Below are 16,212 nucleotides of genomic sequence, written 5' to 3'. Positions count from 1 at the left end.
GCATGAGGGTGTCAGCGATCGAGTTGGACTCCGCCCGTAAGGTGTACGGCCACGGGGCGTCGGCGATGGTGGCGCTCAGCGACGTGGACCTGTCGATCGGGCCGGGCCGCTTCGTGAGCCTGATCGGACCGAGCGGCTGCGGGAAGTCGACGCTGCTGCGGCTGGTGGCGGGCCTGGAGACGGCGGACGGCGGCACCGTCCGGGTGCACGGGGTCACCCCCGACCAGGCGTGCGCGGCCAAGCTCATCGGGTTCGTCCCGCAGACCCCGGCGCTGCTGCCGTGGCGGTCGGTGCTGGGCAACGTCACGCTCCCGCAGCGGATCAACACCGCCGCGGCCAGGCGCCGCGAGCGCATCGGCGACCTCGGCGAGCGCGGCGCCGGCAAGGCCCCGCCGGACATGCTGGAGCTGCTGCGCCGGGCCGGCCTCGGCGAGGTGGTGCACCGGCTCCCCGCGCAGCTGTCCGGCGGCATGCAGCAGCGAACCGCCATCGTCCGGGCGTTCGGGCTGCAGCCGGACGTGATGCTGATGGACGAGCCCTTCTCGGCCCTCGACGAGTTCACCCGGGAGACCCTGCAGGACCAACTGCTGGACCTGTGGGACGAGTTGAAGACCACCGTGCTGTTCATCACGCACTCGGTGCAGGAGGCGGTGCGCCTCTCGGACACCGTCGTGGTGATGGCGCCCCGTCCGGGCCGCATCGTCGACGTCATCGACATCGACCTGCCCCGCCCGCGCAACCAGCGGCTGTTCGAGCAGAGCAGCTTCCACGAGTACGAGGACCTGATCAGGGACAGACTGCACCGCGCCTGGCGGTCGGCGGATGCGGCGTGAGGGGGAGCGGAGAATGAGCATCGTCCCCGAACAGGTGGCCCCCGAAGAACAGGTGGCCCCCGACCAGGCGGCCCCCGCGCAGCCGGCCGTGGCCGGCCCGCCCGCCGAGCCGTCGCGCTACAGCCTGAAGCACCCCCGCTCCCGGATCGGTTGGATCCGCCCCGCGGTCTGGCTGCCGCTGGTGGCCATGCTGGCGATCCTCGCCGCGCTGTGGCAGTGGGGAGCCGCCAAGCTGCCCTACCTGCTGCCGCCGCTGCCGTCGATCGGCCGCTCCCTCTCGGACGACTTCGGCTACTACCTCAAGAACGCGGGCATCACCCTGGGCGAGGCGGCGGCGGGTCTGGCGATCAGCTTCGTGGCGGCGTTCGTGCTGGCGGTGCTGGTCAGCGAGGTACCGGTGGTGCGCAGGGCGGTCATGCCGATCGCCGTGGTGCTGAACGTGACCCCGGTGGTGGCGATCGCCCCGGCCCTGGTCGTCGCCTTCGGATTCGGGGCGACACCCAAGCTCGTCATCACCGCGCTGATCTGCTTCTTCCCGATCCTGATCAACACCACCACCGGGCTGCGCTCGGTGCCGCAGCAGGTGCTGCAGGTCTACCGGACCATGGACGCCTCCCGCCTGGAGATGCTGGCGTACGTGCGGGTGCCCAACGCGCTCCCGTACCTCTTCGCGGCGCTGCGGATCGTCAGCCCGCTGTCGGTGATCGGCGCCGTGGTGGCCGAGCTGTCCGCCTCCGGTTCCACCGGCGGCCTGGGCACGGTGATCAGCACCGCCTCGTCGATGAACAACCTGGCCGTGGTCTATGCCTCGATCTTCGTGCTCGCGCTGATGGGCGTGCTGGTGATGCTGGTCATCACCCTCGCCGAGCGCCGGGCCCTGCACTGGCACGAGAGCTCCTCGTCCGACCGGACCAAGTGACCTCCGACTGACGTCCGCTCAGGAGCCCTGCGGCGCCGGGCCGTCCACCCCACAGCGCGCTGCCCATCCCGAACCGCCCGCGAGCCGGTGCGGCGTCCCCTCCTGCCCGCTTCCCCTTCACCCGATCACCCCTCAGGGAGTTCCGCATGCGCACGCACCTCGTCAGATCCGGCCTCGCCGCCCTCAGCACCGTCGCCATCACCTTCGCCGCCGCGGCCTGCGGCTCCTCCTCCGGCAGCACCACCACGGCCTCGACCGGCTCGGCGATCTCGGCGGCCCGCTGCGCGCAGAACAAGGCGGCCGGCACGGTCACCTACCTGTCCGGCTACCAGTTCCAGTCCTCCGCCTCCATCCTCGAGTACGTCGCCGCCAGCAAGCTCGGCTACTTCGACGACCTCTGTCTGAAGGTGAAGCTGGTGCCCGGCAGCGGTGACACCGCCCAGAACACCAAGCTGCTGGCCGGCGGCCAGGCCAGTGTCGCCGCCGTCTCCGAGCAGGACGTCATCCAGGCCCGCGCCAACGGCATCGACATCGAGGGCATCTCCTCCTACTCCGACGCCGGCCTGGACATCCTGATGACCAACCCCGGCACCACCGCGCTCACCCAGCTCAACGGCGCGGTGGTCGGCGACAAGGGCGCCATGCCGGTCAGCGTCAGGGCGATGCTGGTCAAGGCGGGGGTGAGCTGGAACAGCCTGAAGGTGGTCAAGGAGGGCTACGACCCCACCGTGCTGACCCGCGGCCAGGGCGGCCTCAAGGCGCTCACCGGCTTCATCTCCAACGAGCCGAACCAACTCGCCGCCGCCGGGCACAAGGTGACGGTCTGGCAGCCGGTGACCTACGGGATCCCCAGTTCGCTGGGCGCGATGGCGGTCAACCCGGCCTTCGCCAAGGCCCACCCGACCGCGGTCCAGGACGTCCTGCGGGCCGCCCTGCACGCCTACGGCTACTGCACCGCGCATGTCGCGCAGTGCGTCGGCTACGCCGCCGACCTGTCCGGGGTGACCTACGACAAGAAGCTCAACGCGGCCATCTGGACCACCGAGACCAAGGTGGTCAGCGACAACCCGACCCCCGGCCGGCCGCTGGGCGGCATCGACCCCGCGAACATCACCAAGCTCACGGAGATGCTGCACACCTACTCCGTCATCCCGGCCTCGGTCACGGACCAGGACACCGCCGGATGGTTCGACGACTCCGCCGTCGAGGCCGTCTACAACGGGACCAAGCTGATCTGGCCCGCACCCTGACCCACTCCAGCACCCACCCCACCCGCAGCACTCCACCGGAAAGGCCAGCTACCGTGCCAGCGAAGGAATACGGCATCTTCCTCCCCATCGGGAACGGAGGGTGGATGCTCTCCACCACCGCCCCGCACCCGGAGGCCGACTACACCTGGAACCGGCGTGCGGCCGTGCACGCCGAGAACATCGGCCTGGACTTCGTCATGTCGATGGCGAAGTGGCGCGGCTTCGGCGGCTCCACCGACCACTGGGGCCGCTCCCTGGAGTCCATCACGCTGATGTCGGCCCTGGCCGAGGCGACCAGCCGGGTCAAGATCTGGGCGACCCTGCACGCCAACCTGCACAACCCCGCCGTCGCGGCGAAGATGTACACCACCCTGCAGGACATCTCCGGCGGCCGCGCCGGGGCCAACATCGTCAACGGCTCCTACGCGGCCGAGTTCGAGCAGTTCGGCGTCTGGGACCCGGAACTGACGCACGCCGACCGCTACCGGATGACCGAGCAGTGGACCGAGGCCGTGCTGCGGCTGTGGACCGAGGACTCGGTGACCATGCACACCCCCTGGTTCGACCTGACGGACTGCCAGTCCCGCCCGCACCCGGCCACCCGGCCCACCCTGATCAGCGCCGGCAAGTCGGAGGACGCCCGCGCCTTCCAGGCCAAGTACGCCGACGGCGCCTTCCTGGCCGGCGAGACCCTGGAGGAGATGAAGGAGCTCTCCCGCGACGTGCACCGGCGCGCCGCGGCCAACGGCCGGGTCTGCCGGACCTACTCGATGCTGACCGTCGTCCAGGACGAGACCGACGAGCTGGCCGCCAAGAAGGTCCAGCAGTGGAGCGAGGGCCTGGACCGCGAGGCGCTGGCGCTGATGCACACCTCCTGGGGCATCTCCGAGGACCAGGCACGGGCCTGGGCGGCGGGCGCCGTGGGCGAGGCCGCCTTCCAGACCCCCTATGTCGCAGGCTCCGCCGACACGGTCACCGAGCACATCAAGTACATCGTCGACGAGGCCGAACTCGACGGCCTGATGCTGATCTTCCCCGAGTACGACCAGGACATGGTGCTGTTCGGCGAGACCGTGCTGCCCGTGCTGCGCGCCCACGACCAGGCGGGGGACGCCCGATGACGGATCCACGGCAGGCACAGCTGGCCCAGCTCTCGGGCCCGGGCCGCACCCCGGCGCTGGTGGTCGTCGACGTCCAGCGCGACTTCGCCGACCCGCTGCTGCTGGGCGGCTACGGCCTCACCGACCAGGCGCTGACCGCCCTGGACGCGGCCGTCACCCGCATCGGCGACCTGGTCGGGGCCGCCCGCGAACTCGGCGTGCCGGTGGTGTGGGTCGAGCTGGGCAGCGACCCGGCCAGACCGTGGCGGGCCAGTAACTGGCTGCGCCAGGGCGACTACGACGCCCCCATGGGCCCGGACGAACCCTGCGTCCTGGGCACCCCGGGGGCCGAGTGGTACCGGGTGCGACCCGCCGAGGGCGAACCCCGCGTGGTCAAGCGCGGCTACAGCGGCTTCTTCGACACCGACCTGGACGCGCTGCTGCGCGCCACCGGCGCGAACTGGCTCACCGTCACCGGGCTCACCAGCGAGTGCTGCGTGCAGGCCACCGCCGTCGACGCGCTGCAGCACGACTGGCCGGTGCTGCTCCCCCAGGACGCCACCGCCGCCTACGACCTCGCCGTGCACCGGGCGGCCCTGGTGCAGCTGCGGCTGAACACCGCCGTGCTCTGCGACGCCGACGAGGTCGTCGCGCTGTGGAAGGAGGCCACCCGATGAGCGGCATGCACCTGGCCTACGACCTGTCCTTCACCCACACCGAGGGACGCTGGGCCCGAGCCGGCAGCTGGATCGGGCGCGACTTCCCCGACGTGCGGATGTACATGGAGCTGGCGCAGACCGCCGAGCGGGCCGGCGTCGACATGCTCTTCTTCGGCGACGGCTCCGGCGTGCCCAGCACCTGGCGCGGCAGCATCGCCCCGGCCGTCGAGTGGGGCATCCAGTGGCCCCGGCACGACATGTCGCCGGTGATCGCGGCGATGTCCACGGTCACCTCGGACATCGGCTTCGGCCTGACCTACTCCTCCACCTACATGCACCCCTTCTACGTGGCGCGCCTGCTCAACTCCCTGGACCACGTCACCGGCGGGCGGATCGCCTTCAACGTGGTCGCCTCCACCCGGGGGGCGGACGCCGCCAACTACGGCTACCAGCAACTGCCCGACCACGATCTGCGCTACGAGCGGATGGAGGAGTTCATCGGCGTCTGCCGGGCGCTGTGGGACTCGGTCGCCCCGGACGCGATCGTCCGCGACCGCGAGTCCGGGCGTTTCGCCGATCCGGCGAAGGTGCATCCGATCGACCACGCCGGGAAGTTCTTCACCGTCAAGGGCCCGCTGGCCAGTGTGCCCAGCCCGCAGGCGCACCCGGTGATCGTGCAGGCGGGCAACTCCCCGCGCGGGATCGCCGCCTCGGCGTCCTTCGCCGACCTGATCTTCGGCTTCGGCGCCGACCTGGCCGGCCAGCAGCGCCACCGCACCCTGCTGGACGAGGCGCTGGTCCAGGAAGGACGCGACCCCGCCCGGGTCGGCATCCTCTGGGCCACCCAGGTGATCGTCGGCCGCACCGCCGCGGAGGCCCGGGCCCGGCGCGAGGCGGTGCTGGAGTTCTGGAGCGAGGAGGCGGTCGGCACCTATCTGTCGCACAACGCCGGCTACGACTTCTCCACGCTGCCGGCCTCGTTCCGGCTCGGCGAGCTCCGCGACGAGATCGTCGCCGCGCAGGCCAGCCCGGCCGGACTGGTCGGCGCGCTGGTCGCCGCGTCCGGTCCGCAGACCACCATGACCAGGGCCGAGTTCTTCGAGCACGGCTGGGCCGCGGCCACCGGCCTGGACCACACCCTGGTCGGCGACGCCGCCTCGGTCGCCGACGCCCTGGAGCAGAACTTCGCCGCGACCGGCTCGCGCGGCGGCTACATGTTCGCCACCCCGCTGGCCATGCCGTCCGGGTTCGCCGAGATCAGCGAACTGCTGGTGCCCGAGCTGCGCCGGCGCGGCGCACTCGCCCCGCGCTACCCCGGGCGCACCCTGCGCGAGAACCTGGCGGTGTGAGGTGGGCAGCACATCGGTGGGCAGCGCATCCGGCGAGCGAGTCGTCGGGGAGCAGCTGCGCAGCCGGCTGGCGCTGGGCACCCTGTGCCTGGGGTTCTTCATGCTGCTGCTCGACAGCACCATCACCTCGGTGGCCCTGCCCGCGCTGACCTCCGGACTGCACACCACCGTCCCGACGGCGCTGTGGGTCAACAGCGGCTACCTGTTCGCCTACGCGGTCCCGCTGCTGGTCGCGGGCCGGCTCGGGGACCGCTTCGGCCACTGGCGGGTCTACGTCCTCGGCCTGGCCGGGTTCACGGTCGCGTCGCTGCTGTGCGCACTGGCGCAGACCATCGGCGCACTGATCGCCTGGCGGATGCTGCAGGGGCTGGGCGCGGCCCTGATGACCCCTCAGTGCCTGACCATCATCCGCACCCTGTTCCGGCCGCCGCGGCTGGCGGTCGCCCTGGGGATCTGGAGCGCCGTCGGCGGCGCGGCCACCGTCGCCGGTCCGCTGCTCGGCGGGCTCCTGGTCGGCGGCTGGGGCTGGCCGTCGATCTTCGCGGTCAACCTGCCGCTCGGCGTGGTCGGTGTGGTGGCGGCGCTCGCCTGGCTCCCGGCCTCCGAACGGCGCGCCGGCCGCACCCCGCTGTGGGCGATGGCCGGCAACGCACTCGGTGTGCTGGCCCTGGTGCTGGGCATCCAGGGCACCGGCGCCTCCGGCACGACCGTCGCCGGTGTGCCGAGGTGGCTCTGCGAGGTGCTGGGGGTGCTGCTGGTCGTCGCGGTCACCTGGCTGCAGCGCCGCTCGGGCCAGTCCGCCCTGCTGCCGGTCGCGCTGCTGCGCAGCCGGGGCTTCGTCACCGCCTCCTGGGGAGCGGCCGCCGCCGCGTTCTGCGTCGGCTCGGCCCCCGTCCCGCTGATGCTCTACCTCCAGGACGACCGGGGCCTGGGTGCCTTCGCCGCGTCCCTGACGCTGGTGCCGATGGGGCTGGGCGCGCTGGCCGGAGCGCCGCTGTCGGCCAGGCTGAACAACACGGCGGGCCTGCGCACGGTGGGGCTGGTCGGCTCGGCCGCGCTGGTGGCCTCCACCGGCGCCACCGCGGTGCTGATCGCCCTGCACGCCCCGCCCTGGTCGCTGTCGGCCGCCTTCGCGGTCTACGGCGTCGCCAACTCCGCGGTCTGGTCGCCGTTCTCGATCGCGGCGGTGACCGCGGCGCCCGCCGGGTCCGTGGGCGCCGGCTCCGGTGCCTTCAACGCCGTCAAGCAGCTGGGCGCGGTGCTGGGCAGCGCGGTCACCGCCGTGGTGGTGGCGGCGACCGGTGACGCCGCGGCGCTGGCCGTGCTGGCCGCTGCGGCACTGGTCGGCGCCGCCGCCTCGGCGCGGCTGCCGGCCGGTCGGAGCGACGCCGTCGAGGCACTGGACGGCACGGTCGTACCCGGCTCCCGCGTCGGGCGCCGCCTCGGCTACCCGACCGCCAACATCGCCCTCGACCTCCCGGCCCGCTCCCCCGCCGACGGCGTCTACCTCGGATCCCTGCGCACCCCGTCCTGGCCGGTGCCGCGCCCGGCGCTGATCTCGATCGGCTCCAACCAGACCTTCGCCGGCCGGGCCCACACCGTCGAGGCGCATGTGCTCGACTTCGACGGCGACCTCTACGGACTGCGGGTGGAGATGACGATCCATCAGTTGATCCGCACTCAGCGGACATTCGCGGACGCGGACGAACTGGTCGACGCGATGCGGAACGACGAGCGCGACGCCCGGACACAGCTCGCACACCAACGTCAAGCACACCGACGGCTACGACAGGTCGCCGACCTCGGCGTCCGGACGGACTGATCGCCATGGCCTCCGCACACGAATTCACCACGGACCCGGAACACATGCGGGCCGCGTTCTCCGGCTTCCCGTCCGGCGTCGTGGCCATCGCCACCCTGGTCGGGGCCGAGCCGGTGATCATGATCGCCTCCTCCTTCACCGTCGGGGTCTCCTACCGGCCGCCGATGGTCTCCTTCGCGGTCCAGCGCGGCTCGACCACCTGGCCGCTGCTGTCCGGCGCACCGGTCCTCGGCATCTCGCTGCTCAGCGAGGTCCACGCCGGCAAGACCCGCCAGCTCGCCTCCCGCAACAAGCAGGACCGGCTCCGCGGCATCGGCACGACCGGGACCGCCTCCGGCGCCGTCTTCCTGGACGACGCCCCCTCCTGGCTGGAGTGCGCGGTCGAGCACCGCTATCCGGCCGGCGACCACGAGATCGTCGTGCTGCGGGTGCTCGCGATGAGCAACGACCACAGCAGCCACCCGCTGGTGTGGCACCGGAAGCAGCCCAAGGTGCTCCAGCCGATTCCCGGATCCGCACCCAACGGCACGGTGGCACAGGGCTGTTGAAGTCGGGCCACGAGCCGAAATCCGGGCGGACTCATGCACGACATCTGAAAGTGTCACAATACCGCCCGGTAGCAGCATTCCGGCCGTGCGGAGGGACGTGGTGTGAGCGATAACAACCTGGGGTCCGCGAACCGGGACGAGCTCCGCCGCACCGCCCGGGACGGCCTGCGGGAGGCTCCCGGCCTGCTGCTGACCGGCCCGGCCGGGATCGGGAAGTCCCACCTGCTGGACCAGTTGGCGCAGCAGGCGCTCGCCCGGGGCGTGCGGGTGCTGCGCTGCTCCCCGGCGGCCGCGGAGGTCCCGCTGCCGTTCATGTGCCTGATCGACCTGCTCGAACCGGTGTCCGACGAGACCGTCGGCGGCCTGCCCGCCGGGCAGCGGGAGGCGCTGCGCGCGGTCCTGCTGCGCGGTGACGACCCCCGGGCGGCGATCGACGGCGCCGGGGTGCACCTGGCGGTGCTCACCCTGCTGCGCCGGCTCTGCGCCGAGGGCCCGGTGTGGCTGGTGGTCGACGACATCCAGTGGATGGACGGTCCGACGGCGCAGATCCTGGGGTTCGTCTCGCGCCGGACCGCCGGTCTCGACCTGCGGGTACTGGCGAGCGAGCGGGTCCCGCACGGACAGCCGCCCGCGCACGCGGGCCTGTGCCCGGCCGGGAGCCTGCAGCTGACGGTCCCGCCGCTGAACTCCGCCGACCTCACCCGGCTGCTCGAACAGAGCGCGGGGGCCCCGCTCCCGGCCGCGACGGTGCGGGAGATCGCCCGGCTCTCCCGGGGGAACCCGCTCTACGCGCTGGAGCTGCTGCGCTCGCTGCCGGCCGCCGCCGACCGGACCGGGGCCCAGACCCGGACCCCGACCGGGACCCCGACCGACATCCCGGGCCGGCTGCGCGCACTGCTTCTCGACCGGCTGCGCACCGTGCCCGAGGAGGTGGTCCAGGCCCTGGTCCTGGCCAGTGCGGCGGCCCGCCCCGACCTCACCCTGCTGGCGACCGCCGGGGACGCATCGGTCGCCGTGCACCTGGAGACCGCCGAACGGCTGGGGCTGCTGCGGATCGACCTGAACGGACAGATCCGCTTCGACGACCCGCTGATCGGATCCGCCCTGTACGCCGAGGCGTCCGGGCAGGCCCGCCGGGCCGCGCACGCCCGGCTCGCCACCGCCGTGACCGAACCGGTGGAGCGGGCCAGGCACCTGGCGCTGGCCAACCCGGCCAGGGACGAGGGCGTGGCGACGACCCTGGCCGTCGCCGCCGACGCGGCCCGGCGCCGTGGGGCCCCGGCCACCGCGGCGGAGCTGTCGGCCCTGGCGCTGGCCCGCACCCCCGCCGACGCCGGCCCGGTGCGCGCGCAGCGCCGCATCGCCAGCGCCCAGTACGCCTGCGACGCCGGGCTGTGGGACGACGCCCGGCGCGAGGCCCAGGGCGTGCTGAACGAGGAGGAGGACCCGACGACCAGGATCCGGGCCCGGATCGTCCTGCTCATGTGCGCGGGACAGGCCCTGGAGGGCGAGGGACGGCTGATCGCCGAAGGGCTGGTCGAGGCCGCCGGATCCCCCGCCCTGGAGGCGCAGCTGCGCTGCTGGGCCTCGGACCGGGACCTGCTGGCCGGACGGGTCGGGCAGGCCGCGGTGGAGGCGCGTCGCGCCGCCGCGCTGGCCGAGGCCGCGGGCGAGGCCGCGGTGATGACCCGGGTCGAGGCGCTGACCTCGCTCGCCTACCTGCAGCGGCTGGGCGGGGACCAGGACGCGGAGACCACGCTGGCGCAGGCACTGGCCGTCGCCCGGGCGAACCGGGTGGACCACCTGCGGCTGTGGGAGACCCTCTCCACCGAGGCGATCTTCCATCTGCACGCGGACCGCCTCGCCGAGGCCGAGGCCTCGATCACGGCGACCCTGGACCGCTTCGGGGACCAGGTGGGCGTCGAGGACGCGCTGCGGGCGCAGATCCTGCTCACCGACATCCGCAACCGTGCCGGTGACTGCGCCGGAGCCCTGGCCGCGGCCCGGCGGGCCGCGGCCCTGAGCCAGGACATCGACGGCCTGGACGGGCCGGTGGCGTACGCGGCCGCCGCGGCCGAGGCGACCAACGGCTCGCTGGACCGGGCCCGGGAGCTGGCCGAGGAGGGGGCGCGGAGCGCTCAGCAGGACGGCGACCGCTTCTGGTACCTGTGGAACACCACCGTGCTGGGACGGGTGCACCTGCTCGCGGACGAGCCGGGCCCGGCCGCCGCGGTGCTGCGCGAGGTGCGGTCCATCGAGCAGTCCATGGGCATCGTGGACCCCGGCATCGGGCGCTGGCACCCCGACCTCGCCGAGGCCCTGGTCGGCGAGGGATCGCTGGCGGAGGCCGGGGAGTTCATCGACGAGGTCTCGGCCACCGCCCGGCGGCTCGGCCGCCTGGGCGTACTCGCCGGGCTTCAGCGCGCCGCCGCGCTGCGCTGCCTGGCCCTGGGCGAACTCACCGAGGCCGAGGAGCTGTTGGCGGCGTCCATCGACCGGTTGCGGCAGCAGGCGATCCCGCTCGAACTGGCCCGGTCCCTGGTCGCCCTGGCCGACCTGGAGCGCCGCCGACGACGGCACGCCGCGGCGCGACGGGCCACCGACGAGGCGTGGGAGCTGTGCCGGACCGCCGGGGCCCTTCCCTGGCTGCGCCGGATCGAGCAGGGCCGGGTGCCGCGTTCGGGCAGCGGTACCGCTGAGCCGGCCGCGCTCACCGTTCCCGAGCAGCGGATCGCGGCGCTCGCCGCGGCGGGCTCCACCAACCGCGAGATAGCCGCGGCGTGCTTCGTCAGCGTGAAGACCGTCGAGGCCTCGCTGTCACGGGTCTACCGGAAGCTAGGGGTGCGGTCGCGCACCGAACTGGTCAAGACGCTGACCGGCTGAACGGCGGAACAAGGGTGCGGATGCGGGGAGCAAGGGAGGGGGCATCGGGTGCAAGGGTTTCCTCCGCTTATGTGACATGACCATGCCTTCCTAGGTTGGGGGTCGCATCCCTGCTCAGCAGGACCCTCTCCGCTGGAGGACACCCCCCATGAACGCTCGTCGTCTGAAGATCCTCGGCGCCCTCGTGGCGCCGCTGCCCGTCCTCGCCGTTCTCGGCTCCCCCGCGGCCCAGGCCGCCCCGGCCCCGAACGTGGCGGTGCACGGCGACGTGATCCCGGCCGTGCAGCAGGCGGTGCGCCACGGCGCGGTGGCCCCGTCCCAGCGGATATCGGTGACCGTGAGCCTGGCCGCGCGCGACGAGGCGGGCCTGGACGCCTTCCTCAAGCAGGTGGCGGACCCCACCTCCAAGCTCTACAAGCACTACCTGACGGTCGCCCAGTTCGCGGCCCGCTACGGCGCCTCCGACGCCACCGTCGCCCAGGTGACCGGCTACCTCAAGGCGCAGGGCCTCACCGTCGCCCCGGTGTCCGGCGGGCACCTGTCGGTGACCGCCTCCGGCACCGCCCGGCAGGTCGGCAAGGCGTTCGGCGTCAGCCTGGTCAACTACACCGACAAGACCACCAAGCAGGGCTTCTACGCGAACGACAGCGACCCCAAGCTGCCCGCCGCCCTCGCGGCGGACGTCGTGGACGTGGCCGGCCTGAACAACCACGCGCAGCACGCGCACTTCGCCCAGCGCAAGGTCACCCCGAACGCCACCTCGCACGCCATCTCCGGCCTGACGCCCACTCAGGCGCGCAAGGCCTACGACCTCACCTCCCTGGTCAGCGGCGGCTACGACGGCACCGGCCAGACCATCTCGCTGGTCGAGTTCTCCACCTTCACCCAGTCGGACGTCACCGCCTACGACACCCAGTTCGGGCTCAGCCCCTCGACCCCGACCGTCGTGAAGGTCAGCGGCGGAACCACGGACAGCTCCGGCAAGGACGAGGTCGAGCTCGACATCGAGGTCATCCAGGCCCTCGCCCCCGGCGCCAAGATCAAGGTCTACGAGGCCCCCAACACCGTGGCCGGCGACGAGGCCATGTACTCGGCGCTGGCCTCCTCCGCCGCGCCGATCGTCTCCATCAGCTGGGGCGAGAACGAGGCGGCCATGACCTCCGCCAACCGCAGCGCCGACAACACCACCTACAAGGAGGACGCCGCCCAGGGCCAGTCCGTCTACGCCGCCTCGGGTGACAGCGGCTCGGACGACGCCAGCAACGGCGGCACCTCGGTGGACTTCCCGGCGGCCGACCCCTACGTCACCGGCGTCGGCGGCACCTCGCTCACGCTGACCTCGGCCAACGCCTGGAGCAGCGAGACCGCCTGGGACGGCAGCGGCGGCGGCGTCTCCTCCTACTACGCCACGCCGTCCTTCCAGTCCTCGGTGAACAGCGGCTCCAAGCGCACGGTGCCGGACGTGGCCGCGGTGGCCGACCCGAACACCGGCTGGGCCATCTACGAGGCGGGCTCCTGGCAGGAGTTCGGCGGCACCAGTGCCGCCGCGCCGAACTGGGCGGCCTTCACCGCCATCTACGACGACTACGCGGCGGCGGCGAGCGGGTCGGCCCTGGGCTACGCCAACTCGGCCATCTACACCGACGCGACCGGCTCGAACTACAGCAACGACTTCCACGACGTCACCAGCGGCAGCAACGGCGCCTACAGCGCCGGCACCGGCTACGACGAGGTGACCGGTTGGGGCTCGTACGACGGTGCCAACTTCATCACCGACAACCTCGGCTGACCCACACCGGGCCGTACCCGGCCCGCCACCTGACCGCCCGTCGACCCCGTCGGCGGGCGGTCAGTGCGTCGGGGTCTCCCCGACCTTCGTCATCGCGGCGAGCCAGCCCCGGATGTCCTCCCGGTCCAGGACGATCTCGATCGTGGCCGGCTCGATGGAGTCGATCCGCAGCCGGTCGGCGAACGCGGCCGTGATGTCCTCCCGCGTCAGCCGGTGCGGTCCACGCTCGCCTGCCTCGCCGGGTTCCCGGTCGCTGAAGCACAGCAGGAAGTAGCGCCCGCCCGGGCGCAGCACCGTCTGCAGGCCCGCCGCGAAGGCACCGCGGTCGCCCGGATCGAGCAGATGGAACAGCCCGCAGTCGAGCACGGTGTCGAACTGCTCCTCCCCCAACTCCGCGAGCCTGCGCGCGTCGTGATGCAGGAACCGCGCGCTGGAGCCGCGTCGGCGCGCCTTGTCCTCGGCGGCCCGCAGGGCGGTGGCGGCCAGGTCCAGGCCGCAGGCGTCCAGGCCCATCTCGGTGCACATCAGCACGTGCTCACCGGTGCCGCAGCCGACGTCCAGCACCCGCCCGGCGATGGATCCGGACCGGGCAAGGCCGAGGAACGCCTGCTGCGGGCGCCCGATCTCCCACGGCGGCCGGACCGTGTAGAGGTCGTCCAACCGCCGCAACAGGTCGGCGTCGGCGGTGTGGTCGGCGTGGTCAGCGTCGTCGTTCGTCGGCACGTCTCCCATGCAACCACCTCCCGTCACCGCCGCGCCCCCGGCACGACCGGATGGGGACGGGGTGGCTGCTGACCCGCCGGCGCAGCCCGTACCAGCTCAGCTCCTGGTGGGGGCCCTGCGCCGTGCCCGCCACGGTCGCCCTCGGCTTCGTCAGCATGCGCAAGGCCGTCGCCCCCGGCCCGCTCTCCGCCGGCGGCTTCATCCTCGCGGGCGCACTGCTCGTCGCCGGCGAACTGCTGGCAGCGCTGATCCACCGCGTCCGCCGGAGGCGGCTGTCGCGCTAGGACCTTCCCGGCGACAGCTGCCCACCTCGGTCAACGGACCACGTCGAGGACGTTCAGCTGCAGGCCGTTGGGGTACACGGCGTGCTCGACCAGCTGGAGCTTCTGGGTGTCCTTGTCGGTGGCGGGGAAGAGCCGCTTGCCCGCGCCGAGCAGCAGCGGGAAGACCAGCAGGTGGTAACGGTCGATCAGGCCGGCGTCGGCGAGGCTGTGGTTGAGGGCGACGCTGCCGTGGACGATGATCGGGCCTCCGTCGGTCTCCTTGAGGGCGGCGACCTCGTCGAGCGAGCGCAGGATGGTGGTCTCGCCCCAGTTCGAGACGAGCCCGTCCTCGGTCAGGGTGGTGGAGACGACGTACTTCGGCATGGTCCGGTAGTGGCCGAACTCGGCCATCTCCGGCCACACCGGGCTGAACGCCTGGTAGCTGGCCCGGCCCAGCAGGATCGCGGTGGACTCCTCCTGCTCCCGCCCCTTGATGGCGAACGCCTCGGGGACGAACTCGACGTCCTTGAAGGTCCATCCGGCATTGCGGTAGCCGTCCTCGCCGCCCGGGGCCTCCATGACACCGTCGAGCGAGACGAAGGCGGAGCTGATCAGGGTACGCATGGTGATCTCCTTGGGGGTGTGGTGCCTGGTTGGTGGTTCGCGGTGTGCGGGGTCAGCCGAGGAGGCCGGTCAGCCAGTGCTGCCAGGCGGCCTCGGCCCCGTCGGTGTCCGGTCCGAACAGGTGATGGAACATCAGCACCATGCCGGAGCCGTGGTGGAAGGTGAGGATCGCGTCGCTGCCGCGGACCTCGAAGCGCTCGTCGTCGGCCCAGACCACCTCGCCGTCCAGCGGCGCCAGGTCCGCGATCTCGGCGTGCGCCCGGGCTCCGACGACGACCGGCTCCGGCAGCGACAGCGCGCGGGCCAGTGCCGACCGGGTCTGCTGCGCCGACCGCTCGCCCGACGGTGCGACGGCGAACACGGGCACGGCCGTGCGCCCGGGGAAGTGCGCCAGGTACTCGCGCAGGCTGTGCAGGTGGAAGGGCCAGCCGCGGCGCAGCGCGTCGTACTCGTCCTGCCAGTCGTCGCCGAGCATGCCGCTGTGGACGACGCGGAGCACGGTGCTGCCGCCGTCCCGTCCTTCGATCAGGTACTCGAAGGCCATGAAGCGGCCGTCGCCGGAGGCGGGGGTGCGGGTGGCGAGGCGCTTGCCGGGATCGTAGGCGGTGATCACCGCCTCCTCCCGCTGCCCGCCGACGTCCATGGCGGCGGTGCCCCCCTCGCGCGGCTCGATCTCGTTGCGGCCCATGAACCAGGAGTCGATCCCCGGTCCGGTCGCGATCGCCTCCCAGACCTGTTCCGGGGTCGCCGGAAGGGTCGTCTCCTGTTCGATCTCGAAGGGGTGCGTCATCGCGGGTCCTCCTGCACGGTTCGGTTCTCCTGCACGATCTGGTTCTCCTGGGCGGTGGGGATCTGGTGGAGGCCGACGACCAGGCGGTGGCTCCGGCCTCCCGGGGTGTTCTCATCGTGGTGGCGGGCGACCAGGACTGCCACGGCCCGGGCCAGTTCGTCGGTGAAGGTGGCCCGGTCGGCCGCGGTGGCGAAGCGGACCTCGGCGTCGATGCCGAAGGTGGAGACCCGCCGCCGGGCCCGGGCGGCGCCGGTCAGCAGCATCCCGACCTCCTGCACCAGCCTGGCTCCGACCGCCAGCAGCCAGCGCGCGGAGAGCTGGTCCGGGGCGCGGGAGGGGTCCGGGCTGACGGCGGCCAGGGCGCTGGGCGAGATCACGTAGGAGGCCGCGGTGGCCCGGTAGACCCGCTCGGTGACATTGCCCTTGCGGCGTTCCTCGGCGAGCTCGACCAGCCCGTGCCGTTCCAGCTCCTTCAGGTGGTAGTTGACCTTCTGCCGGGGCAGCGCCAGCCGGACGGCCAGCATGGCGGCCGAGCCGGGCTCGGCCAGGGCGGCCAGGATCCGCGACCGTATCGGGTCCAGGGACGCCTCGGCCGCAGCGGGTTCTTCGATCACAGCGATGTCCAGCACCACTCCAGGATCGACCCGAAGATAAAAATTG

15 protein-coding genes are annotated in these 16,212 nt (G+C 72.7%); 11 read left to right on the top strand and 4 right to left on the bottom strand.

Features of this window, described 5'->3' with window-relative positions:
- Positions 1 to 2: 2 nt before the first annotated feature.
- The 10 genes from ABUW04_RS10540 to ABUW04_RS10495 all read left to right on the top strand — a co-directional run bounded on the left by ABUW04_RS10540 (position 3) and on the right by ABUW04_RS10495 (position 13,152).
- Positions 3 to 833 (top strand): ABC transporter ATP-binding protein, encoded by an 831-nt coding sequence (locus tag ABUW04_RS10540; RefSeq protein ID WP_380564254.1) that lies wholly within the window; start codon positions 3 to 5, stop codon positions 831 to 833.
- A 13-nt stretch (positions 834 to 846) separates the two neighbouring features.
- On the top strand, positions 847 to 1,752 hold the full coding sequence (locus ABUW04_RS10535; RefSeq protein ID WP_380564253.1) for an ABC transporter permease: 906 nt from the start codon (positions 847 to 849) through the stop codon (positions 1,750 to 1,752).
- A gap of 146 nt (positions 1,753 to 1,898) precedes the next feature.
- Positions 1,899 to 3,002 carry an ABC transporter substrate-binding protein gene (locus ABUW04_RS10530; protein ID WP_380564252.1) on the top strand — a complete coding sequence of 368 codons (1,104 nt, stop codon included), beginning with the start codon at positions 1,899 to 1,901 and terminating at the stop codon, positions 3,000 to 3,002.
- A 53-nt stretch (positions 3,003 to 3,055) separates the two neighbouring features.
- Complete coding sequence (locus tag ABUW04_RS10525) at positions 3,056 to 4,123, top strand: LLM class flavin-dependent oxidoreductase (RefSeq protein WP_380564251.1); 1,068 nt, start codon at positions 3,056 to 3,058, stop codon at positions 4,121 to 4,123.
- Positions 4,120 to 4,779: a cysteine hydrolase family protein gene (locus ABUW04_RS10520; RefSeq protein WP_380564250.1), complete on the top strand. Its 660-nt coding sequence runs from the start codon at positions 4,120 to 4,122 to the stop codon at positions 4,777 to 4,779. The genes ABUW04_RS10525 and ABUW04_RS10520 overlap by 4 nt, the downstream gene beginning before the upstream one ends.
- On the top strand, positions 4,776 to 6,110 hold the full coding sequence (locus ABUW04_RS10515) for an NtaA/DmoA family FMN-dependent monooxygenase (RefSeq protein WP_030261651.1): 1,335 nt from the start codon (positions 4,776 to 4,778) through the stop codon (positions 6,108 to 6,110). The genes ABUW04_RS10520 and ABUW04_RS10515 overlap by 4 nt, the downstream gene beginning before the upstream one ends.
- A 16-nt stretch (positions 6,111 to 6,126) precedes the next feature.
- Complete coding sequence (locus ABUW04_RS10510; RefSeq protein ID WP_380564249.1) at positions 6,127 to 7,932, top strand: MDR family MFS transporter; 1,806 nt, start codon at positions 6,127 to 6,129, stop codon at positions 7,930 to 7,932.
- A gap of 5 nt (positions 7,933 to 7,937) precedes the next feature.
- Positions 7,938 to 8,480 carry a flavin reductase family protein gene (locus ABUW04_RS10505; RefSeq protein ID WP_051726240.1) on the top strand — a complete coding sequence of 181 codons (543 nt, stop codon included), beginning with the start codon at positions 7,938 to 7,940 and terminating at the stop codon, positions 8,478 to 8,480.
- Positions 8,481 to 8,582: 102 nt separating this feature from the next.
- Positions 8,583 to 11,363, top strand: coding sequence for a helix-turn-helix transcriptional regulator (locus tag ABUW04_RS10500; RefSeq protein ID WP_380564248.1), 2,781 nt, complete (start codon positions 8,583 to 8,585; stop codon positions 11,361 to 11,363).
- A gap of 148 nt (positions 11,364 to 11,511) precedes the next feature.
- Positions 11,512 to 13,152, top strand: coding sequence for a S53 family peptidase (locus tag ABUW04_RS10495; protein ID WP_380564247.1), 1,641 nt, complete (start codon positions 11,512 to 11,514; stop codon positions 13,150 to 13,152).
- A gap of 60 nt (positions 13,153 to 13,212) precedes the next feature.
- On the opposite strand, the gene ABUW04_RS10490 is transcribed toward ABUW04_RS10495, so the two are convergent.
- Positions 13,213 to 13,884, bottom strand: a complete 672-nt coding sequence (locus ABUW04_RS10490; RefSeq protein ID WP_380564246.1) for a class I SAM-dependent methyltransferase — start codon at positions 13,882 to 13,884, stop codon at positions 13,213 to 13,215.
- A gap of 41 nt (positions 13,885 to 13,925) precedes the next feature.
- Here ABUW04_RS10490 and ABUW04_RS10485 point away from each other — a divergent pair, with 41 nt between their 5' ends.
- Complete coding sequence (locus ABUW04_RS10485; RefSeq protein ID WP_380564245.1) at positions 13,926 to 14,159, top strand: hypothetical protein; 234 nt, start codon at positions 13,926 to 13,928, stop codon at positions 14,157 to 14,159.
- A 30-nt stretch (positions 14,160 to 14,189) separates the two neighbouring features.
- Here the strand turns inward: ABUW04_RS10485 and ABUW04_RS10480 are convergent, their stop codons facing one another.
- The 3 genes from ABUW04_RS10480 to ABUW04_RS10470 are packed head-to-tail and all read right to left on the bottom strand — an operon-like array spanning position 14,190 to position 16,181.
- Positions 14,190 to 14,762, bottom strand: a complete 573-nt coding sequence (locus ABUW04_RS10480; RefSeq protein WP_380564244.1) for a dihydrofolate reductase family protein — start codon at positions 14,760 to 14,762, stop codon at positions 14,190 to 14,192.
- 52 nt (positions 14,763 to 14,814) lie between these two features.
- Entirely contained in the window at positions 14,815 to 15,552 is a 738-nt protein-coding gene (locus ABUW04_RS10475) for an SRPBCC family protein (RefSeq protein ID WP_380564243.1), read from the bottom strand.
- Positions 15,549 to 16,181: an ArsR/SmtB family transcription factor gene (locus ABUW04_RS10470; protein WP_380564242.1), complete on the bottom strand. Its 633-nt coding sequence runs from the start codon at positions 16,179 to 16,181 to the stop codon at positions 15,549 to 15,551. The genes ABUW04_RS10475 and ABUW04_RS10470 overlap by 4 nt, the downstream gene beginning before the upstream one ends.
- Between the last annotated feature and the right edge of the window lie 31 nt (positions 16,182 to 16,212).

The sequence above is a fragment of the Streptacidiphilus jeojiensis genome (assembly GCF_042510965.1).
Taxonomy (GTDB): domain Bacteria; phylum Actinomycetota; class Actinomycetes; order Streptomycetales; family Streptomycetaceae; genus Streptacidiphilus; species Streptacidiphilus jeojiensis.
This window is presented reverse-complemented; position numbering and strand designations above follow the sequence as displayed.